Source organism: Empedobacter sp. UBA6305 (assembly GCF_002440405.1).
GTDB classification, from domain to species: Bacteria; Bacteroidota; Bacteroidia; order Flavobacteriales; family Weeksellaceae; genus Empedobacter; species Empedobacter falsenii_B.
Genome location: NZ_DJTP01000002.1, coordinates 13697 through 34986, shown reverse-complemented (window position 1 = coordinate 34986; position 21290 = coordinate 13697). Strand labels below are relative to the sequence as shown.

19 protein-coding genes and 1 pseudogene are annotated in these 21290 nt (G+C 32.1%); 12 read left to right on the top strand and 8 right to left on the bottom strand.

The annotated features are described in order from the left end of the window. Window positions 1-9: 9 nt before the first annotated feature. Window positions 10-741, bottom strand: a complete 732-nt coding sequence (locus tag B3M86_RS00455; RefSeq protein WP_084106931.1) for a DUF2911 domain-containing protein — start codon at window positions 739-741, stop codon at window positions 10-12. Window positions 742-745: 4 nt separating this feature from the next. Then, entirely contained in the window at window positions 746-907 is a 162-nt protein-coding gene (locus B3M86_RS00450) for a DUF5522 domain-containing protein (protein ID WP_160279602.1), read from the bottom strand. Between the two features lie 161 nt (window positions 908-1068). On the opposite strand from B3M86_RS00450, the gene B3M86_RS00445 reads away from it, so the two are divergent. From B3M86_RS00445 to B3M86_RS00435, 3 genes are read left to right on the top strand one after another with little or no spacing between them, the layout of a single operon-like run. Beyond that, window positions 1069-1374 (top strand): hypothetical protein, encoded by a 306-nt coding sequence (locus tag B3M86_RS00445; RefSeq protein ID WP_291075681.1) that lies wholly within the window; start codon window positions 1069-1071, stop codon window positions 1372-1374. 21 nt (window positions 1375-1395) lie between these two features. Continuing rightward, window positions 1396-2313, top strand: coding sequence for a 1-aminocyclopropane-1-carboxylate deaminase/D-cysteine desulfhydrase (locus tag B3M86_RS00440; RefSeq protein WP_291075679.1), 918 nt, complete (start codon window positions 1396-1398; stop codon window positions 2311-2313). Then, window positions 2310-3392, top strand: a complete 1083-nt coding sequence (locus B3M86_RS00435) for a glucosaminidase domain-containing protein (protein ID WP_291067382.1) — start codon at window positions 2310-2312, stop codon at window positions 3390-3392. The genes B3M86_RS00440 and B3M86_RS00435 overlap by 4 nt, the downstream gene beginning before the upstream one ends. Before the next feature lie 42 nt (window positions 3393-3434). Here B3M86_RS00435 and B3M86_RS00430 read toward each other — a convergent pair whose 3' ends face one another. Continuing rightward, entirely contained in the window at window positions 3435-4019 is a 585-nt protein-coding gene (locus B3M86_RS00430; RefSeq protein ID WP_291067380.1) for a TlpA family protein disulfide reductase, read from the bottom strand. 158 nt (window positions 4020-4177) lie between these two features. Here B3M86_RS00430 and queA point away from each other — a divergent pair, with 158 nt between their 5' ends. The 4 genes from queA to B3M86_RS00410 are packed head-to-tail and all read left to right on the top strand — an operon-like array spanning window position 4178 to window position 8238. Further along, complete coding sequence (gene queA / locus B3M86_RS00425; RefSeq protein WP_038336356.1) at window positions 4178-5227, top strand: tRNA preQ1(34) S-adenosylmethionine ribosyltransferase-isomerase QueA; 1050 nt, start codon at window positions 4178-4180, stop codon at window positions 5225-5227. Window positions 5228-5234: 7 nt separating this feature from the next. Further along, window positions 5235-6284 carry a 23S rRNA (adenine(2503)-C(2))-methyltransferase RlmN gene (rlmN, locus tag B3M86_RS00420; RefSeq protein WP_038336309.1) on the top strand — a complete coding sequence of 350 codons (1050 nt, stop codon included), beginning with the start codon at window positions 5235-5237 and terminating at the stop codon, window positions 6282-6284. Window positions 6285-6295: 11 nt separating this feature from the next. Further along, window positions 6296-7249: a hypothetical protein gene (locus B3M86_RS00415; RefSeq protein ID WP_286495588.1), complete on the top strand. Its 954-nt coding sequence runs from the start codon at window positions 6296-6298 to the stop codon at window positions 7247-7249. A 56-nt stretch (window positions 7250-7305) separates the two neighbouring features. After that, on the top strand, window positions 7306-8238 hold the full coding sequence (locus B3M86_RS00410; protein WP_180906365.1) for a polyprenyl synthetase family protein: 933 nt from the start codon (window positions 7306-7308) through the stop codon (window positions 8236-8238). A gap of 295 nt (window positions 8239-8533) precedes the next feature. On the opposite strand, the gene B3M86_RS00405 is transcribed toward B3M86_RS00410, so the two are convergent. Continuing rightward, the gene (locus tag B3M86_RS00405; RefSeq protein ID WP_286495590.1) at window positions 8534-9445 is read right to left on the bottom strand and encodes a GNAT family N-acetyltransferase; all 912 of its coding nucleotides are present in this window, start codon (window positions 9443-9445) and stop codon (window positions 8534-8536) included. A 95-nt stretch (window positions 9446-9540) separates the two neighbouring features. On the opposite strand from B3M86_RS00405, the gene kbl reads away from it, so the two are divergent. The 4 genes from kbl (at window position 9541) to B3M86_RS00385 (ending at window position 15459) form a co-directional block, all read left to right on the top strand. Beyond that, complete coding sequence (kbl, locus tag B3M86_RS00400; RefSeq protein ID WP_114999975.1) at window positions 9541-10740, top strand: glycine C-acetyltransferase; 1200 nt, start codon at window positions 9541-9543, stop codon at window positions 10738-10740. Window positions 10741-10808: 68 nt separating this feature from the next. Beyond that, the gene (locus B3M86_RS00395; RefSeq protein ID WP_221855776.1) at window positions 10809-11297 is read left to right on the top strand and encodes a hypothetical protein; all 489 of its coding nucleotides are present in this window, start codon (window positions 10809-10811) and stop codon (window positions 11295-11297) included. Between the two features lie 67 nt (window positions 11298-11364). Beyond that, a complete protein-coding gene (locus tag B3M86_RS00390; protein ID WP_291047085.1) occupies window positions 11365-14052 on the top strand; it encodes a PD-(D/E)XK nuclease family protein in 2688 nt (895 codons plus the stop codon). A 138-nt stretch (window positions 14053-14190) separates the two neighbouring features. Continuing rightward, a complete protein-coding gene (locus B3M86_RS00385; RefSeq protein ID WP_280037926.1) occupies window positions 14191-15459 on the top strand; it encodes a dicarboxylate/amino acid:cation symporter in 1269 nt (422 codons plus the stop codon). An 82-nt stretch (window positions 15460-15541) separates the two neighbouring features. Here B3M86_RS00385 and B3M86_RS00380 read toward each other — a convergent pair. Continuing rightward, window positions 15542-15858 (bottom strand): annotated as a pseudogene (locus tag B3M86_RS00380) (GNAT family N-acetyltransferase). A gap of 102 nt (window positions 15859-15960) precedes the next feature. Continuing rightward, window positions 15961-17082 carry a metallophosphoesterase gene (locus B3M86_RS00375; RefSeq protein WP_312066987.1) on the bottom strand — a complete coding sequence of 374 codons (1122 nt, stop codon included), beginning with the start codon at window positions 17080-17082 and terminating at the stop codon, window positions 15961-15963. A gap of 266 nt (window positions 17083-17348) precedes the next feature. Between B3M86_RS00375 and B3M86_RS00370 the strand changes: the two genes are divergently transcribed. Continuing rightward, window positions 17349-18596, top strand: coding sequence for a GTP-binding protein (locus B3M86_RS00370; RefSeq protein ID WP_284583857.1), 1248 nt, complete (start codon window positions 17349-17351; stop codon window positions 18594-18596). Between the two features lie 245 nt (window positions 18597-18841). Here the strand turns inward: B3M86_RS00370 and B3M86_RS00365 are convergent, their stop codons facing one another. Next, the gene (locus tag B3M86_RS00365) at window positions 18842-19849 is read right to left on the bottom strand and encodes a cytochrome d ubiquinol oxidase subunit II (RefSeq protein WP_284583858.1); all 1008 of its coding nucleotides are present in this window, start codon (window positions 19847-19849) and stop codon (window positions 18842-18844) included. Between the two features lie 2 nt (window positions 19850-19851). Then, a complete protein-coding gene (locus B3M86_RS00360) occupies window positions 19852-21189 on the bottom strand; it encodes a cytochrome ubiquinol oxidase subunit I (RefSeq protein WP_114999963.1) in 1338 nt (445 codons plus the stop codon). Between the last annotated feature and the right edge of the window lie 101 nt (window positions 21190-21290).

Genomic DNA, 21290 nt, shown 5'->3' with positions numbered 1-21290 from the left:
GATTTTTAATTAATATTTATTTTTTTCCAAATTAACTTTCAATTCTTTGTAATAATCTGGCGCATTTGCATCTTTTTCTAAAGCTGTATTAACCCATTTCAACGCTTGATTTCGATCCAATTTATTCGAATAATAGAAGTTTGCTGAATTGTAAAAATCTCTTGCAGAAGAATTTTCATTCAATTGATCTCCAATCATTTTTAAAACTTCGTTAATTGTATTCGTTTCAATATCCAAAACAACCGTTGTGTTATCCCAAGCTAATACCAAATTCGCTGATTTTTGCGTCACATTTGTAAAACGAATCTCAAACGTTTCTGTCTTGTTCATCGATTTTGTTGACGGAGCTTTCACTTTCAAAGCGATATTCGACTCCTTCCACTCTTTCGGATTTCCCCAGTTTTTCGTGTCTTTGTAAAAAATTACCTCCCACTCCTCTTTATTCGGAATGCTATACAACGCATATTCGCCAGCAGCCAACTCTTGTCCATTCACTTTGATTGGTTTATCAAATTTGATGACCGTATTTTCATTCGCACCAGTTCGCCAAACTTCTCCATTCGGTACCAATTTTCCAAATACTTTTCTTCCGTTTACATTTGGTCGATTATATTCAACTTCAAATTCTGTTAAACCTACTTTTTGTTCAACTTCAGCATGAGAACTTACCGCGGGAAATTTCATTTGAGCAAAAGCACAACTTCCTATTAACAAAGCTAAAACTGTTGATGTTATTTTCATATAATTATTTCTTATTCTTTATTTTATCTGTTTTTTTATCGTATCCATACGGACAATGTTTGCATCCACTTTTACAACAATACCCTCTTTTTTTTAGATATTGTTCAGTAAATATTCTGAAACCTTCTGGAGATAAATAATAATCTCCTTCTTCAAACTTTTTCATTTCTAACGCTGTGAATTTACAACTTTTATCTATAAACTATCATTAATTTTGGTATGATAATTATTTGCGAAACTTCTTCTAAATTTACGCTTTTTAACGCTTTTTAAATCAATATCTTTTCAGATTGATTAATTTTGCAATAAAATCGAATTACCTAAATCATGTTTGTAGTTGTTTTGCGTCATTTATTCCGAAAGAATTTTATTGGAATTACCATTTTTCCTTTCATTTTTTTGAGAGATAAAAAACTGAAAAATGATGAAGTTTTAATCAATCACGAAACCATTCATATCATTCAACAACTCGAACTTTTGGTCGTTTTTTTCTATCCTTTTTATTTTATTGAATATGCCATTCGATTGATTCAATATCGCGATCAACACAAAGCATATCGCAATATTAGTTTTGAGCGTGAAGCTTATGCAAACGAACACAATTTGAATTATTTAAAAAAACGAAAATTTTAAAATTTTCTAAAATATATCTAAATGATTTGGAACGATTTTAAAGCTCAAATTCAAAACATTGACATCAAACATTTAACTTCTCAAAATATTCAACTTTCTATATTAAGAGAAGATTTGATTCATCCAGAAATCTCTGGAAACAAATACCGAAAACTGAAATATAATTTTATTGAAGCTGAAAAACTTGGTTTCAAGAAATTGATAACATTTGGTGGCGCTTTTTCCAATCATATTGCAGCAACGGCGGCAGCTGGTCAACTTCATCATTTCGAAACTATCGGTATAATTCGTGGAGAAGAATTAAGTGATAAAATCGATGAAAATCCTACGTTACGTTTTGCTCAAAAATGTGGAATGCAATTGCATTTTATTTCCAGAGAAGATTATCGAAAAAAAGATGAAGTAGAATTTATTAATCATTTAAACACTAAATATCCAAACACTTACGTTATTCCAGAAGGAGGCACAAATGATTTTGCTATAAAAGGTTGCGAAGAAATTCTGTACGATGATTGTTTCGAATATGATTTTATTGCTTCGGCAATCGGAACTTGCGGAACAATTGCTGGATTGATTGAAAGTTCGAAACCTCATCAAAAAATTTTAGGTTTTCCGAGTTTAAAGGGAGATTTTATCCAAAATGAAATCGAAAAATTGACAAATAAAACCAATTTTACTATTTTTAATGATTATCATTTTGGCGGATATGGGAAAGTTTCGGATGAATTAATTACTTTTGTAAATGATTTCAAGCGAATTAACCATATTCAATTGGATCCTATTTACACTGGAAAAATGGTTTTTGGTATTTTTCAATTAATTAAAAATCATTATTTTAGTGATAATTCTAAAATTCTTTTGGTTCATACAGGCGGATTGCAAGGAATTGAAGGAATGAACAAACTTTTAAAGAAGAAGAACAAAAATATTATAGAATGAAAAAATTGTTATACGTTTTTAGCTTAGTGTTGACGATTTCGACGCAAGCACAAGAAAGTAGAGACATAACTTACATTCGAAAACATGCTATTTTAGCTGTTGAAGAAATGCAACTTTACAAAGTTCCGGCAAGTATTACGTTAGCACAAGGATTATTGGAAACTGGAGGCGGACAAAGTAAATTAGCCGATCAAGCCAATAATCATTTTGGAATAAAATGTAAAGGTCCTGAAGAATGGTCGTTGGATAAACCTCGTATTTATCACGATGATGATGCGAAAGGTGAATGTTTTAGAAAATATACTTCAGTTGAAGAAAGTTATAGAGATCATTCTAAATTTTTAGCGTTAAGACCATATTACAAAGCTTTGTTTATTTTAGATCCGACAGATTATAATGCTTGGGCAAATGGTCTGAAAAAATCTGGCTATGCAACTGATCCAAAATATGCTTCAAAATTAATTTCGAGAATTGAAAAATATAATTTAGATCAATTTGATAAGATTTCTCCAGAAGAAGTTTATGCAAAATTGTATACCTTATACAACAATCAGGATGATATGATGTTGGCAAATAATTCGTCAAAATCTAAAACGAAAAAAGAATCTAAAACAATCAAAGAAGAAATTGCATTAGCGTCTTATCAACCAAATAATAATAGTATAGAGAAAAATGAGCCTAGTGTAAATAACAAAACAATTGCTTACGAAACTCGTCCTCAAAATCCTACAACTCGCATTAAAAATCACAAGAATAATATTCCTTATATTGTTGCTCAAGCGGGAGAAACAATTGCGACTATTTCTAAAACATACAACAAAGTTCCTTCGGATATTGCGAATTTCAATGAAATACAAATGGGTTCTAAATTGAAAGATGGACAAATTGTATTTTTCGGAAAAAAGAAAACAAAAGGTTCTGATTATTCATACAAAGTACAAGAAGGTGATGATATGTACACGATTTCGCAACGTTTTGGTGTAAAAGTAAACAACCTATATAAACTAAATCGTATGGAACCAGGTGAACAACCTAAAATTGGTCAACGTATTAATTTGAAAACAAAAGTTAGAGCATAATGAGCTCAATAATAAAAAAAAGCTTCCAAATGGAAGCTTTTTTTATTTCATCATTTTGAGAATATCAACCAATTGTTGATTGATTTCTCTTGTTTGATAATCCATCGGTGCAGGCGCGCGATCAATCATAATATTTCCTTCTTTATCTAAAATAATAAAAGTCGGGATGTATTCTATCTTATAATCAAAACCAAAATTATCTTCTCTTCCTGCAAATAACTGTACACCAGACATCTGATTTTCTCTCACCATTTTTTCCCAAATTGGCTTATCTTCTAATTTATCCAAAGAAACACTTACAAAATGAATTGGTGCATTATGAAATTGTTTTTCCAATTCTTTCATAAAAGGAATTTGAACTTTGCAAGGTCCACACCATGTTGCCCAAATATCCATGTAGACATATTTTCCTTTGAAATCTGATAAGTCAAATCGTTTTCCATTGATATCAGCCAAAGAAAAATCTGGTGCTTTTATCAATTCTTTCGGAATTTCTGATTCTGGTGATTCTTTTTTTGCAACAGAATCAATCTTTTCTATTTCAGCAGATTCTTCAATTTTTTGTTCGGATTTATTACAACTAAAAAATGTAAAAAACATTGATAGTAATAGTAGTTTCGTTTTCATTTTATTTTTCAAATAAGTATTAAAAAACTTGATAATATCTATAAGTCTTTCGTCAAAAATAAACATTTAAACGTTAGCAATTTCATAAAATACCTCAATTCACTTGACAAAGGGGTATCTGACATCGTATATTTGCAAAAAATTGTACAATTATGAAAATGAAAACCTCCGATTTCGACTTTACTTTACCTGAAGAACTTTTAGCAGATCGCCCTTCTGAAAACAGAGACGAAGCTCGCTTAATGGTTGTTCACCGTGACACCGGAGAAATTGAACATAGACAATTTAAAGATCTTATCGAGTATTTCGACGAAGGAGATGTAATGATTCGTAACAATACGAAAGTTTTCCCTGCTCGTTTGATGGGTAACAAAGAGAAAACTGGTGCTCAAATCGAAGTTTTCTTGCTAAGAGAATTAGATGCTGAGACTCGTTTATGGGATGTTTTGGTTGATCCAGCGCGTAAAATTCGTATCGGAAATAAATTATTCTTCGATAATGATGATACATTAGTTGCAGAGGTTGTTGACAATACAACTTCTCGTGGACGTACTTTACGTTTCTTATTTGATGGATCTTACGAAGAATTCCGTGCAAAATTGAAAGAATTAGGAGAAACTCCACTTCCAAAATATATTTTACGTGATGTTGAACCAGAAGATGCAGAGCGTTACCAAACAATTTATGCAAAACACGAAGGAGCTGTTGCTGCACCAACAGCTGGTTTACACTTTTCTAAACACTTATTAAAACGTTTAGAAATTAAAGGTGTTGATTTTGCTGAATTAACATTACACATTGGTTTAGGAACTTTTCAAGCTGTAGAGGTTGAAGATTTATCTAAACACAAAATGGAGTCTGAGCAAGTTATTATTCCTCAAGAATCTGCTGATCTTGTAAATCGTGCAATTGACGAGAAGAAAAAAGTTTGTGCTATTGGTACAACTTCTATGCGTTCTATCGAATCTTCTGTTTCTGCAGATGGTCATTTAAATGCATTTGATGGTTGGACGAACAAATTTATTCACCCACCATACGATTTCTCTATTGCAAATTGTATGATTACAAACTTCCACACACCAAAATCTACATTAATCATGATGATTTCTGCGTTTGCTGGACACGATTTAACAATGAAAGCATACAACGAAGCTGTAAAAGAAGGATACAAATTCTACTCTTACGGAGATGCAATGTTAATCTTATAAGACAAGTTTGAGTACAACAAAAAAAGATATACGAAAGCTTTCACAAGCTGAGATTGAAGATTATTTCAAAGAGATTGGAGAAAAATCATTCCGCGCAAAACAAGTGTACGAATGGTTATGGAAAAAGAATGCGCATCAATTTGATGACATGACGAATATCTCAAAAGCTCTACGTGAGCAATTGGGAGAATCTTTCCAAATTCAACCTGTTGAAGTTGATCTTCTACAAAAATCTAACGACGGAACCATCAAGAATGCGGTTAAACTTCATGATGGTAACGTTGTGGAATCTGTTTTAATTCCGACTGATTCTCGCACAACTGCATGCGTTTCTTCGCAAGTTGGTTGTAGCTTGGATTGTACTTTTTGTGCAACAGCGCAATTAAAACGTATGCGTAACTTAACAGCTGCCGAAATCGTCGATCAAGTTGTGATTATCGATGAAGAAAGTAAACGTTATTTCAATCGTCCTTTAAGCAATATCGTATTTATGGGAATGGGAGAACCTTTGTTAAATTATAACGAAGTAATTTCTGCCATCAAAAAAATCACATTGCCAGAAGGACTAGGAATGGCTCCAAGACGAATTACAGTTTCTACTTCGGGAATTCCTAAAATGATTGAAAAACTGGCTGACGAAGATTTACGTGTTAACCTTGCGGTATCTTTACATTCGGCTCGAGAAGAAGTTCGTAATGTGATTATGCCTTTTTCTGTTAAATTTCCGTTGACGGATTTAATGGATAGTCTTCAATATTGGTACCAACAAACAGGTTTACGAATTACGTTCGAATATATTGTTTGGGGCGGTGTTAATGATAAAAAAGAAGATATCGATGCATTGGTAAAATTCTGTCGAAAAATTCCTTCTAAAGTGAATATTATCGAATATAATTCGATTGATGACGGAATCTACAAACAAGCATCAGAAGAAGCAGTTAACAATTATATCAAAGCTTTAGAATCCAACAATATTGTGGTAAATGTACGTCGTAGTCGCGGAAAAGATATTGATGCAGCTTGCGGACAATTAGCCAATAAAACTGGAAATGATTAAAACATAATCAAATGAAATATTTAGCCATATTTTTATTTTTGATTCTGACTAAATTCTCTTTCGCGCAAATAGTAGAAAACATCGATACAATTTCTATTGATGATTATAAAATGGAAAGTATCAACTTACCGCCTACTTTGAACGAAATTTCGACTTTAGAATATGAAAAAGAAGATAAAAATGTGGCTTCTTTTTGGGGTTTAAACGATTCTGATTCCAAACCAGAATTGTATCGTTTTGATGCAAAAACAGGTAAAATTATCAATACTATTTTCATCACAAATGCTCCAAATATCGATTGGGAAGAAATGTCTTCGGATGATAATCGAATTTATTTTGCTGATTTTGGAAATAATTTGGGCAAACGAAAAGATTTAGCCATTTATTTTATCCAGAAATCAAACATCGATTATTCAAAATCTTATCAGCAATTAAAAGCTGAAAAAATAGAATTTTATTATCCAGATCAAGAAACTTTTCAGTTCAAAAATATGACGACAAATTGGGACGCAGAAGCATTTTTTGTCTACCAAAATCAATTGCATATTTTTACAAAAGAATGGTCAAATATGTCAACGTCTCATTATGTTGTTCCTATTGACTCTTCTAAAAAACACGCAGCCAAAAAGTTAGAAACTTTTCCTACAAATTACGCTGTAACTGCTGCTTATATCGATGCTGATGTAAATAGTTCTACCAAAGGAGTTTATCTGTTAGGCTACACAAAAGAAGCGTTAACGTTTATCAGTTGGTTTGATTTGCCAAAAGATAACAATCAGTTATTCTTCACTTCTCAAGTTAAAAAAATAAGTTTACCTTTGGGCTTCACGACACAGTTGGGACAATTGGAAGGTATTTCAGTTTTGCCAACCGAAAACAAAATTTGTTTTAGCGGAGAGGAATTTAATTATAAAGGATTCTATGCAAAACAGGTTGTACATTGCATCAATAATTTTACGAATTAAAAAACTAAATTTTGGGTAACACGGTAGATTTGATTAAAGCTCCGATCGCGGAGGAAATGAAATTGTTTGAACAGAAATTCTTCGAATCGATGAAGAGTAATGTTTCGCTTCTTGACCGTATTTCCAATTATATCGTGCGTAGAAAAGGAAAACAAATGCGTCCGATGTTTGTATTTTTAACTGCAAAATTAAATGGCGAAGTACAAGAACGTACCTATCGTGCAGCTTCTTTTATCGAGCTTATTCACACCGCAACTTTGGTACACGATGATGTAGTGGATGATAGTACATTGCGTCGTGGTTTCTTTTCACTTAATGCGATTTGGAAGAACAAAGTAGCTATTTTGGTGGGAGATTATTTTTTATCAAAGACCTTAATTATTTCGACTAAAAACAAAGATTTCGATTTACTTGAAGTTGTTTCGGTTGCGATACAGGAAATTTCGGAAGGTGAATTATTGCAAATCGAAAAAGCGCGAAAACTTGATATTACAGAAGATGTATACTTCGAGATTATTCGAATGAAAACGGCAACGCTTATCGCAGCTTGTTGTGAAGCTGGTGCGCGTTCTGTTGGTTGTTCGGAAGAAGTAGCGAAGAAAATGCATCGCTTTGGTGAATTGGTTGGAATTGCCTTTCAGATCAAAGATGATTTGTTTGATTATACCACTTCTAATGCAATTGGAAAGCCTGTCGGAATTGACATCAAAGAACAAAAAATGACGTTACCGTTGATTTATTCAATTAACACAGCGAATGAAAAAGACAAAAAATGGTTAATTAATTCGGTAAAACGTTACAACAATGACAAAAAACGTGTACGCGAAATTATTCAGTATGTGAAAGATCACGGCGGAATTGAGTACACGCAAAAAATGATGAAACAATATAGCCAAGAGGCTTTAGATATACTATACGAATTTCCCGAAAGTGAATTTCGAAATTCATTGGAAACAATGGTGAAATACGTAATCGAAAGAGAAAAATAACAAAAGGACTTCTTATTGAAGTCCTTTTTGTTTTATATTAAGAATTAACATTTCTAAACTCTAGATGCGATATTGAAACAAGTTCAATATAACTTCGATAAATTAAGATCTATTTTCAATAATAAATTAAGGGAGAATTTCAAGTTGAATTCAATTCAGCTTCTCATCACTTTAAAAACTAAATCAACCTCACGACATTACGAATTAAGTCAGCTTGGTTCTAGACACTTTGTTTACAACATAAAAAAGCCATTACAAACCGTAATGACTTTATATTTTGATTAAAACCTTATTTTTAAATGGATTTCTGATAAATATAATCATCCATAATATATCCATTTCCAATGTCAAATGTTTTTGATTCCATATTCTTGAAACCATTTTTCTCATAAAAACGAATTGCTTTCGCATTGTGTTTATTCACCGTTAAATGAACAGCTTTTGCTCCTTTTTCTCGCGCATAATCTACAACTCTATTCAACATCAATTGTCCAATTCCTTTGGTTTGATTAGACTCTTTCAAGTAAATTTTGGATAAGAAAACAGTATTATTTTCATCTAATTTGTAATGCAAATAACCAGACGGAACATTATCAATTTTCAGGATTTCCCAAACATCTCCATTTACAATTCCTTCGTTTACTTTATCAGTATTATACATCATATCAATCATATAATTGATTTGATCTTGTGATAACAAATCCTTGTAACATTCGTTCCAAATCTCATTTGCCAAAGGTTGAACTAAATGAATGTTTTTCTCATTAATAGTGTGAAAATGAGGATAAACGTCCAATTTTACTGGATTTATTTTTTGATTAACTTCTAAATTTTGTAGAATTTCATCTTTACGTTTATCAATTTCGACTTCTAACATTTGCAATGTCCATTTACGCTTTAATGAATTGTAATAAAACATTCCGATACCAATGTATAAAAAGACTTGTACAGCAATTGACACATAATTTTCGGCCAAAAATTTATTCATTTTAAGGCTATTTTCCATCAAATTATCCATAGATGAACTATTAAAATTAACACCGATATCAATAATTCCTGAAGCAAACAATAAAACAAATACAAAAGAAAAAGCAATCTCACCCGCTATGTATAATCCTACTGCTGATAAAACCGTTTTTAATTTATCCTTTTTGAAAAATTTTGCTAAGAAATAGAACTGAAAACTAAATATGATGATTAGAAACACTGTTTATTATTTTTTATGTCTCACAAAAATACGAAAAATATGCCCGCAAACATTTATATTTGTATGAAACATATCAAAACAAAAAGTGATTTATTATGTATAGCGATAAATTTCAAAACTACTTACAAACGCAATTGAATGATTTAGAAGAACAAGGATTATTCAAAAAAGAACGCATCATTGCTTCTCCTCAAAGTGCAGAAATTACATTAGAAAATGGTAAAACATTACTTAATTTTTGTGCGAACAACTATTTAGGATTATCTGATAATAAAGACGTTATCTCAGCTTCTCAAAAAATGTTAGATGACCGCGGATACGGAATGTCTTCGGTTCGTTTTATTTGTGGTACGCAAGATGTACACAAACAATTAGAGAAAAAAATCGCTAATTTCTTAGGAATGGAAGATACGATTTTATATGCTGCTGCTTTTGACGCAAATGGTGGTGTTTTTGAGCCTTTGTTTACAGAAGAAGATGCTATTATTTCTGATGAATTAAACCACGCTTCTATTATTGATGGTGTTCGTTTATGTAAAGCTGCTCGTTATCGTTATAAAAACAATAATATGGCTGATTTAGAGGCTCAATTAATTGTAGCTTCAGAAAAAAATCATCGTTTCAAAATTATTGTAACAGACGGAGTTTTCTCTATGGATGGTATCGTTGCAGACTTAAAAGGTGTTTGTGATTTAGCTGATAAATACGATGCTTTGGTAATGGTTGATGATTCTCACGCAACTGGTTTTATTGGAAAAACTGGACGTGGAACACATGAGCACAACGAAGTAATGGGACGTGTAGACATCATTACATCTACTTTAGGAAAAGCTTTAGGTGGTGCAATGGGTGGATTTACTTCTGGTAAAAAAGAAGTAATCGAAATGTTACGTCAAAAATCTCGTCCATATTTATTCTCTAACTCTTTAGCTCCTGGAATCGTTGGCGCTGCTTTGCAAGTGTTAGAAATGTTAGAAAATGACACAACTTTACGTGATAAAGTAATGTGGAATGCTGAATATTTCCGCAAAGAAATGGTTGCTGCTGGTTTTGATATTCCAGAAGGTGATGCTGCAATTGTACCTGTTATGTTGTATGATGCAAAATTATCTCAAGTAATGGCAGACAAATTATTAGATGAAGGTGTTTATGTAATCGGATTCTTTTTCCCTGTTGTTCCTCGCGACAAAGCACGTATTCGTGTACAATTATCAGCTGCACATACAAAAGAGCAATTAGATCATACAATTGCTGCTTTTACAAAAGTTGGTAAAGAATTAGGAGTGATTAAATAAGAATTTGTTTTTTCAATATTATATTAGCGACTAAATATTTTTAGTCGCTTTTTTTATATATTTAACTTATGCTTTTCAAAAATAAAACATATCAAATAACGACAAATCTTTCTGATCAAGAAGTTTTTAAAATACTGAATGATAATACAGAAGAAAAAAGAATTCGTTTTTCTAAAAGTAAATATGAATTTGAAGGGATAGTTTATAAAGATCATTTCAATTTGATGAAAACGATTAGCGGACGAAATAGTTTTAATCCTCAAATTATTGGTCATTTCAATACCAACGACAATAAAACCACTATTGTTTACAATTTAGAATTAAACTCTTTTGTTTCAATATTTTTCATTGTTTGGATAAGTATTGTGACTTTATTTTTTATAATCTCACTTTTTCAAATTATTACTAATGGAATTCATAATTTTTTACCTTTAATTTCTATTCCGATGTTATTTTTTGGATTCATATTATATTTTGTTGCTACAAAAATGTCTGAGGATAAAATCACTGAAACTTTTGAAAAATTATTTCAAGAAAAAGTTCAAGAAGTAAAATAATTCAACGCCACGAATTGTCTCTCAAAATCCTTACTTTTACAACAACTCAACGAAAGAAAATTTCAAAATGGCTCAATTCATAGAAAATGTTGTAAAAGATTTAGTCCAAAATCAAAAAAACTTTATCAACACCACTTTAGTTTTACCAGGAAAACGTCCCATGTTATTCTTCAAACAAGAATTTCAGCGTCAAGCGCAAAATATCATTCTTCCACAAATGAAAAGTATCGAAGAATTGATGAGCGAACTTTCTGGTTTAGAAATTATTTCTGGAATTAATCTATGGTTCAAAGCGTATCAAGCCTATAAAAAAATCGTTGACAAGCCTGATTCTTTCGAAGATTTTATCAAATGGGGACCAACTGTTTTGAAAGATTTCGATGATATCGATGCTTCTTTGCAACCTGCGCATAAAGTTTTAGACTATTTGATTTCGGTAGAACGAATTAGTCAATGGGGAGATGGAAAAATTGAGATTGGGAAAAATGAAATCATTCAAAATCACTTAACGTTTTGGGGAATTGTTTCAAAATTATATTTTCAATTACAACAAGATCTGTTGGATTCGAAAGAAGGTTATGCTGGGATGGTTTTTAGAATCGCAAGTGAAAAGGTTGAAGAGATTGTCGAAAACAGAACTTCACATTATGTTTTTGCTGGTTTTAATGCCTTGACAAAAGCAGAACAAGCACTAATTTTTCGATTAGAAAAAGAAAAATTAGCCACTTTATATTGGGATGCAGATAAATATTATTACGAAAATCCGAATCAAGAAGCTGGTTCTTTTCTAAGAAAATACAAAGAAAAAATAAAACCTATCAATTGGGTGGTTGATGAATTTTCGAGACCAAAAAATTTACAGACAATTGGTGTTGCAAAACAAGTTGGACAAGCAAAATATATTGCAGATTTAATTAGAAATCTCAACGAAGATGAGATAAAAAATACCGCGTTGATTTTGGCTGATGAATCTATTTTACCAGCAATTCTCAATTCGTTGCCCGAAAATATCACACATCTCAACATTTCGATGGGAATTCCGTTACGTTCTGTTCCGTTAGCGCAATTTTTCAAATCAATTTTTGAGTTGCAAATGAATCGGGAGAAGTTAGGAAAAGGAACCATGTTTTATTTCAAAAATGTCTTACAAATTCTTGAAAATAAAACATTATCTCTTTTTAGCACAGAAGAAAGTCGAAGATTAATCGGTGATATTCGTTTACAAAATAGAATATTTAATTCTCAAAATTCGATTCAAAATGCCTTAAGAGAATCAATCTTTAAATCTATTTTTCATATTCCGAAAAGCATCACTGAATTTATTCATCATCTAAAAAATTGGACAGACGAATTACTGCATCATCCTTCGATGAACGATTTGTTGACAAAAGAATATTTGTTCTTTTTCAAAAAAGTTTTCAATCAATTGCACGAAAATTTGTTGAGTGTTGATGATATCAAAGATTACAGAACCTTGTTTTTATTGTACAATAAAATCGTTTCTTCCGAGACAATTTCCTTTATTGGAGAGCCTTTGAAAGGTTTACAATTGATGGGATTATTGGAAACTCGTTTATTGAATTTCGATAATATTATCATGACTTCTGTGAATGACGAAATTTTGCCTTTGGGACGACAAAACAATACATTTATTCCGTATGACATTCGCAAACAAATGAAATTGAATACATTTACCGAAAATGATTCGATTTATGCATATCACTTTTATCGTTTGATTCAGCGTGCGAAAAACGCTTATTTCGTGTACGATACCGAAGCTGACGGAATGGGTTCTGGAGAAAAATCTCGCTTTTTGGCTCAAATCAAATTTGAAAGTAATCACGAAGTGAAAGAAACTTTTGCTGCTCCAAGTTTTGTTACAAAACCTTTGAAAGAAATCATTGTTCCTAAAACTGACGAAACAATGGCTAAACTTCAAAATTGGGCTGAATATGGAATTTCACCTTCTTCACTTTCGACATATTTACGCAATCCGTTAGATTTTTATGAACAACGTGTTTTTAATGTAAATGAAGTCGAAGAAGCCGAAGAAATTGTAAGCGCAAGAACGTTAGGAAACATTGTACACGGAGCTTTAGAGGATTTGTACACGCCTTATATTGGACATATTTTGCATGAAAATGATTTCAAAAATATCGAAAAAATAAAAGATAAAACCTTACAAAAACATTTTAGCAAAGAATATAAAGATGGGCATTTAGATAAAGGACCAAATTATTTGATTTATAAAATTGCAGAGCGAATTGTAGATGGCGTTTTGTCTAAAGATACAACTACTGCAAAAGAAAATGAATTTGTTATTCGAGCTTTGGAGAGCAAGCTCGAAGTTGATTTTACACTTACAAATGGCAAAATTGTAAAACTGAAAGGGGTGATTGATAGAATTGATTCTGTCAATAATCAAACTCGAATTATTGATTACAAAACTGGTTATGCGAAAGATATTTCGGTTAAAACCGAAGAAATAGAAACCGTTTACAAAAAAGAAGATAAAGCCAAACAATTGCAATTAATTTTCTATGCTCATTTATTTTATGCAGACAAAAAAAATCTAAATAAAGACATTGAATTGTGTATTTATCCGATCAAATTTCCAAATAAAGATTTAATTAAACTTTCGGTTGATAAAAATACAACCATCGATTATTCGATTGTCGAGAATTCTAACGCGCCAATGTCAACATTAATTGAAGAGATTTTAAATCAAGAAATTCCGTTCAAACAGCCAGAATAGTACACAATACACTATAAAGAAAACCCTTTATAAATACTACATACAAAGGGTTTTATATTTTATTTGGTGTATAAATTGATTTATATTCTTAATAATTTGCTAAAAAATAGTAGTTTTGGAAAAGTTTAAAATCGCATAATGAAAAACAATAAACTTTTTATAGCTATTATTATTGCCCTTCTTATCGGGGTTGCGCTTGGAGGATATGTACATTATAATACCTCGCCAGAATTTATTAAAACATTTTCGACTAACATAAAACTTCTTGGTACTATTTTTATTCGTCTTATTCAGATGATTATTGCGCCTTTAGTTTTCTCAACATTAGTAGTTGGTATTGCTAAAATGGGTGATATGAAAATGGTTGGACGTGTTGGTGGACGTGCAATGGGTTGGTTTATCACAGCTTCACTTACTTCTTTGGTGATTGGTGCTATTGTTATCAATGTAATGAAACCTGGAGAAGGATTGAATATTGAAATCGATTCAAGTTCTGCTCAAGATTTATTAAAAGGTCAAGCTTCGCTTACATTAGAACATTTCATTACACATATGATTCCTAAATCTGTTTTCGAATCATTTGCAACAAATGAAATCTTACAAATCGTTGTTTTCTCTATTTTCTTTGGTGTCGCAATGGCAGCTTATGGAAAAGAAGGCGAAATGATTACGAAAGCGTTAGATAAAATTTCGCATATCGTTTTAATCATGGTTGGATATGTAATGTGGACTGCGCCATTAGGAGTTTTAGGAACTATTTCTGCTGCTATTGCAACGTACGGATTCGGTATATTCTTACTTTATGTTAAATATTTAATCGCCTTCGTAATTGGTATTTTGCTTCTTTGGGCTGTTTTAATTTTGGTTGGATATTTCATCTTAGGAAAACGAGTAATCGACTTATTAAGACACATCAAAGCGCCATTATTAATCGCTTTCTCTACAACTTCATCAGAAGCTGTATTCCCAAAATTAGTTGAAGAATTAGAAAAATTTGGGGCTCAAAAGAAAATTATTTCGTTTACTTTACCGCTCGGATATTCCTTCAATTTAGATGGATCGATGATGTACATGACGTTCGCGTCGCTATTTATCGCGCAGGTTTATGGAATTCACATGCCGATCGAGAAACAAATTTTGATGTTATTAGTCTTAATGCTTACTTCAAAAGGTGTTGCAGGTGTGCCAAGAGCTTCATTAATTGTAGTGGTTGCAACTTGTTCGATGTTTGGAATTCCACCAGAAGGAATCGCATTGATTTTACCAATCGACCATTTCTGTGATATGGCTCGTTCGATGACGAATGTTCTTGGAAATGCTTTATCGACTGTTGCAGTTGATAAATGGGAAGGACACGTCGCAATTGAGCAAACATATACACACGATGATGATCATCACAAAGCTTAAATAAATTGCTTTTCAAAAATATTACAAGAAATGCGACCTGATTAAGGTCGCATTTCTTGTAATAATCTCATTCGTTAACCGATTACAATTCGTTATAGTTAGAGAATTTAGGATGAACAATTCGTTTCCATTCCGGATGTTTCTTGATGTAGGCATATACATAAGGACAATACGGAAACAAAGGATTTTTATGTTCCTCCAAATAAACCAATGTTTTTTCAACCAAAGCAGCAGCAACGCCTTTTCCTCCTAATTCTTCAGGAACTTCGGTATGAATCAATTGATAATATCATCTTCTTCTTTATAATCTATAAAAGCGATGTATCCGTCTACATTCAGCTCAAAACGAAAAGCTGATTCATTTTTTACAACCTGTAAAGGAATTAATTCTTCATTCATATTATTTCTTTTTTTATGACAATAATCCGATAAAAATCTGTTATCAGAATTGATATACATCAAAAAAGCAATCAAAAACTTTGATTGCTTTTTCCTAATACTTTATACTGATTTCAACTCTATTAATGTTATTTCTGGCCAAACACCTACTCTTCCTGGGTAAAAATGATAACCAAATCCGCGATTTACATTGATAATCTTTCCTTCAAAATCATAAAAACCTGCCCATTGCGGATACACATATTGCGCCGGACTCCAACGCAAACCAATTTTCGGAACTTCAATTCCTAATTGCATTCCATGCGTATGTCCAGACAAAGTCAAGTCAAAATGTTTCGGATGATTTTTCAATATCTCATTCCAATGCGAAGGATCATGAGACATCACAATTTTAAAATCTTCTGTATTTACATAATTCGAAGCTGCATCAATATCACCTAATTTCTTAAATCGTGTTCCCCAATTCTGAACGCCAATCAATGCAATTTTTTCACCATTCTTTGTAATAAATCGGTTTTCATTCAATAATAATTTCATTCCAATCTTAGGGAAAATCGCTTTAATTTTCTCAAAATTATCTTGCTTTTCTTCCTCCGTTTTCCAATCCGAATATTCTCCATAATCATGATTTCCTAGCACTGCAAAATTTCCGTGCGGCGCTTGTTTTATTTTAGAAAAAACATCGTACCATTTGTCCATTTCCCAATGAAAATTATTCACAATATCACCCGTAAACAATAGTATATCAAACTCTTGTTGATTAATTAAATCCACTGCATATTCTATTTTCTCACGATTGTCCAAACTTCCCGAATGAATATCCGTTATATGTAAAATCTTGAAACCATCAAACGATTTTGGTAAACGTTGATATGCCAATTTTTTCTTGATTACCTTGAAATTATATTTTCCTAAAGTCATTCCATAAATCAAACTAAAAAAAGGTATTGAAGCTACTATTAATCCAGAAATCATTACAAATTTTCGACGAGAAGGTAAATAAGAATCTTCTTTTGTTTGATGATTTGTTGCACGATTAAATAGCCACCCAAAGCCTCTAAAAATATCTTGAACCAAGAAAAATAGAACCAAAATAATTCGAGGAAAACCAAACAACATAAACAAACCTGTTGCCCACATTGTCGTTTGCGTTTGACCAACATTACGATCAAAAAAGATTAGATTATATCCAAAATTACCCAAAACAAGTAACCACAAAAGCATATTCCCGAAAAGAATATACTTATTTTGAATGAATTTTTTAAAATTATAATACAGGTAAATTTCAAGTACGATTGAAATAATTATTGACGTGATAACACTATAAACAAACATTATTTTATTTGATTTTGAACAAAAATAAAAGAAATCTTTCTAACAGTGATTTATTATTAAATTCTTAACAGAACATTATAAAATTTATAGATGATTCTACACAAAAATTTGCGTGATAAAAACGTAACTTTGTAGCATATTTTTAAGCATAAATTATGAAAAATAGACTACCTGTAACGGTACTTTCTGGATTTCTTGGAAGCGGAAAAACGACACTTCTTAATCATATATTACACAATAAAAAAGGACTAAAAGTAGCAGTTATCGTGAACGATATGGGCGCAGTAAATATTGATGCGCAAATGGTTTCTCGCGAAAATGATTTAATTCAAACGGATGAAAAATTGGTTGAATTAAGCAACGGTTGCGTTTGTTGTGAATTACGAGAAGATTTGATCGTAGAAATAGAGAAGTTGGCACAATCAGGGAAATATGATTATTTGGTTATCGAAAGTTCTGGTATTTCTGATCCAGGTCCTATTGCGCAGTCATTGGATTTTGTTTCGCCAGATGGTAAAATTGATTTGCCAAAAGTTGCGCGTTTAGATACGTTGGTAACTGTAGTTGACGCTTATAATTTCTTCAAAAATTTAGGAACTGATGAAGATGTTTTTGATCGTGGTTTCACAGAAAATAGAGACGATAATCGTCCGATTGTAAATCTTTTAATCGATCAAATTGAATTTTCGAATGTGATTATTCTAAATAAAATGGATTTGGTTGAAGAAGAAACGTTGATGAATATTGAAGCGTTTGTGACAAAATTAAATCCTTCTGCTAAAATAATTCCTGCAAGTTTTTCTCACGTTGAATTAACTGAAATTTTGAATACCAATCTATTCGATTTCGAAAAAATTCAGGATATAGACGCCTGGGTAAAATTATTAGAAGAGCAAGAAAAAGAGGAACATCACCATCACCATCATCACGACCATGATCAAGAATGTGGCGAACATTGTACACACGAACACCACGATCATTTGGAAGAAAAATATGGAATGACTTCTTTTGTTTACAGACAAAAAATTCCATTTCATGCAGAACGTTTTTTAACCTATTTGAATGATAATTTTCCAGCAACAATTTACCGTTCAAAAGGTTTATTTTGGTTAGCAAATCGTCCTGATGAAGCTATTTTCTTGAGTCAAGCTGGTGGTAGTATCCGAATTGATCCTGCGGGGGCTTGGTGGTGCTCGATGCCATATGACGAAAGAATTCAGTTTGCAGCGTATCAATTTAATCAAAAAACGATTGAAGCCAAATGGTCGAAAGAATGGGGAGATCGAATGATAGAACTTGTTTTCATTGGACAAGGTTTGGATAAAGAAAAAGTTACACAAGAATTAAACTCTTGTTTGCTGAATGAGCAAGAAATTGCTGAATGGCAAGCAAAACATAATTAAAATAAAAGAGCCTTATTTCGAATTGAAATAAGGCTCTTCTCTTATCATCCTTGTTCTAAAGATTTAAATAGATTTATTTCATTTATCAAATTCACTTGTTCTTTTCTAAGGCTCGGTTAATTACAAACAGCTATGTTTATCCTATCCCGAGGACTCAGTTGATTGTAAACAGATGTGTTTGTAATAAAATCTTCTTGACAAACATTACAAACAAGTATGTTTGTAATAAAATTTGGAACGGATATTTATATTTTTTGTTTTTGATTGAATGAATAAATCAAGTAAAACAAGAATGGTAAAATAAATATCGAGCCGAGTAATAATGCCCAAGCTAACATATTTATCGTACTCAACGCACCGTAATCTGTTAATAAAGATAATGTTGAACCATCTTTAAATAATACCAAATTTGGAAAATGCGAATAAGTTGCCGCAAATAAAATCATCATCACAATAATTCCTGCGTAAACTTTCAACAAAGAATCCTTCGCTTTATTTAAGGCTGAAAGTAATAATACAATCGAAATTGAAGCAATTGCAATTGCGATATAACCGTAAATTTCTGATGTTATCCAACTAAATAATGGAATGTTTTTCCAAAGTGAAACTGCAAATACCAATGCACCAGCAACAAAAATTAAAGCTGTATAAAGCTTCGCACGTTTTCTTAAAATCACTTTATCTTCTTCGTTTTTAACAGTTTGAATTGAATAAACCGAAGCCAAGAAAGCACAAATCACAACAGTAAAAATTCCAACTGAAAAATTAAACCAACTTAGCCACGAAAATATATATGCATCTTGAAACGAAAATGCATTATCATCAATACTTCCTGAAACGATAGATCCTGCAATTATTCCCAAAAACAAAGGCGTCACAACACTTGAATAGGTAAAAATGACATCGTACAGATTGTGCCATTTATCATTGATTGCATCATAATTTCTAAACGTAAACGATGTTCCACGCGCTATGATTCCTAACAACATAATCACTAACGGAATATGTAAATAATTAGAAACATCTGCATAAACCTTAGGAAAACCGACAAACAAAATTACAATGGCAATGATTAACCACATATGATTTGCTTCCCAAATAGGTCCAATCGAATTGTACATAATCTTCTGCGTACGTTTTTTGTAACTCTTTTCAGAGAATAATTCGACAATTCCAGCACCGAAATCTGCTCCACCTAAAATTAAATATAAACAGATGGCAACCCACAAAAATGCTATTACTACGTAAATCATACTTAATGTTTTTCTGGTTTATAATTTGGATCTTCTGGATCGTAAAGCTTCGCAACCATTTGTATTTGTCGATTCATTAAGAACACTAAAATAATGGACAATGTAATGAATACAAACGTGAAAATGTAAAACGAATATTGTATTCCTGGCATTGGCGTGATGGAATCTACCGTTCGCATAATTCCGTAAATAATCCACGGTTGACGACCGACTTCTGTTACCGTCCAACCTGCTTCTAAAGCGATGTATCCGAAAGGTGTCGCAATCATAAACAATTTATAAAACCAGCGTTTTGTTCGCCAATCTTTCTTAAAAAATTGCGCAATCAAATAAATAACAGCTATTCCCATCATCAACATTCCGAATGTTATCATAATCTGAAAAGCATAATGTACAACTGCCACAGGCGGCCATTCATCTTTCGGAAATTCTTCTAGACCTTTTACAGGTGTTTTGAAATCTGAATGAACCAAGAAACTCAATACACCCGGAACTTTTATCGCATATTTAATCTCTTCTTTTGATTCGTCCACTATTCCACCCAAAACAAATGAAGCACTTTCTTCTGTTTTGAAATGCGCTTCCATCGCAGCCAATTTAATCGGTTGACGTTTTGCTACATCTTTCGCCGAAATATCACCACTCAAAGGTGCTAACATTGCTGCTGTAATCGCTAAAACAGAACTAATTTTGAATGCTTCGCGATGAAAATTTACATTCTTACCTTTCAAAATAAGATAAGCATGTAAACCCGCAACCGCAAATCCAGTCGCACAAAAAGCTGCAATTGTCATGTGCAACGCTTGTGAAAACCACGCATCGTTGAACATAGCTTTTACAGGATCTATGTTTAAATATTCGCCATTTATAAAATCGAAACCTGACGGAGAATTCATCCAAGCATTTGCAGCAACAACCAAAATCCCTGAAGCTAAACCACTAATCCCTACAATTACACCACAAATCCAATGAAACCATTTATTGAATTTGTCCCAACCATAAAGGAAAAAACCTAAAGCAATGGCTTCAATAAAAAAAGCTGTTCCTTCTAACGAAAATGGCATTCCGAAAATTGGTCCAGCGTGTTCCATAAATTTAGGAAACAATAATCCTAACTCAAACGAAAGCATTGTACCAGAAACTGCTCCCGTAGCAAATAAAATTGCAACTCCCTTACTCCAAGCTTTGGTTAACCCTTTGTAAATTTCGTTTTTAGTTTTGAGGTATTTGTAGTGAGCGATTGCCATCATAAACGGCATCACCATTCCAACACACGAAAAAACAATGTGAAAGGCAAGCGACATCGCCATTTGACTTCTGGCAGCAATAAAATCGTCCATAAGTAGTTGTTTATAATTTGTTTGTTGGTTAAAGTTACTAAATAAAAAGAGGCAATTCGATTTTGAATTGCCTCTTTTTATATGATTTTGATTATATGTGA

Coding starts and splice junctions, on each gene's coding strand:
- B3M86_RS00395 (WP_221855776.1), top strand. CDS start 10,809: ATGCTTTTCAAAAATAAAACATATCAAATAACGACAAATCTTTCTGAT.
- B3M86_RS00440 (WP_291075679.1), top strand. CDS start 1,396: ATGATTTGGAACGATTTTAAAGCTCAAATTCAAAACATTGACATCAAA.
- B3M86_RS00360 (WP_114999963.1), bottom strand. CDS start 21,189: ATGGACGATTTTATTGCTGCCAGAAGTCAAATGGCGATGTCGCTTGCC.
- B3M86_RS00455 (WP_084106931.1), bottom strand. CDS start 741: ATGAAAATAACATCAACAGTTTTAGCTTTGTTAATAGGAAGTTGTGCT.
- B3M86_RS00370 (WP_284583857.1), top strand. CDS start 17,349: ATGAAAAATAGACTACCTGTAACGGTACTTTCTGGATTTCTTGGAAGC.
- B3M86_RS00390 (WP_291047085.1), top strand. CDS start 11,365: ATGGCTCAATTCATAGAAAATGTTGTAAAAGATTTAGTCCAAAATCAA.
- B3M86_RS00365 (WP_284583858.1), bottom strand. CDS start 19,849: ATGATTTACGTAGTAATAGCATTTTTGTGGGTTGCCATCTGTTTATAT.
- B3M86_RS00410 (WP_180906365.1), top strand. CDS start 7,306: ATGAAATTGTTTGAACAGAAATTCTTCGAATCGATGAAGAGTAATGTT.
- B3M86_RS00450 (WP_160279602.1), bottom strand. CDS start 907: ATGAAAAAGTTTGAAGAAGGAGATTATTATTTATCTCCAGAAGGTTTC.
- B3M86_RS00415 (WP_286495588.1), top strand. CDS start 6,296: ATGAAATATTTAGCCATATTTTTATTTTTGATTCTGACTAAATTCTCT.
- B3M86_RS00375 (WP_312066987.1), bottom strand. CDS start 17,082: ATGCTTTTGTGGTTACTTGTTTTGGGTAATTTTGGATATAATCTAATC.
- B3M86_RS00430 (WP_291067380.1), bottom strand. CDS start 4,019: ATGAAAACGAAACTACTATTACTATCAATGTTTTTTACATTTTTTAGT.
- B3M86_RS00435 (WP_291067382.1), top strand. CDS start 2,310: ATGAAAAAATTGTTATACGTTTTTAGCTTAGTGTTGACGATTTCGACG.
- kbl (WP_114999975.1), top strand. CDS start 9,541: ATGTATAGCGATAAATTTCAAAACTACTTACAAACGCAATTGAATGAT.
- B3M86_RS00385 (WP_280037926.1), top strand. CDS start 14,191: ATGAAAAACAATAAACTTTTTATAGCTATTATTATTGCCCTTCTTATC.
- B3M86_RS00445 (WP_291075681.1), top strand. CDS start 1,069: ATGTTTGTAGTTGTTTTGCGTCATTTATTCCGAAAGAATTTTATTGGA.
- queA (WP_038336356.1), top strand. CDS start 4,178: ATGAAAACCTCCGATTTCGACTTTACTTTACCTGAAGAACTTTTAGCA.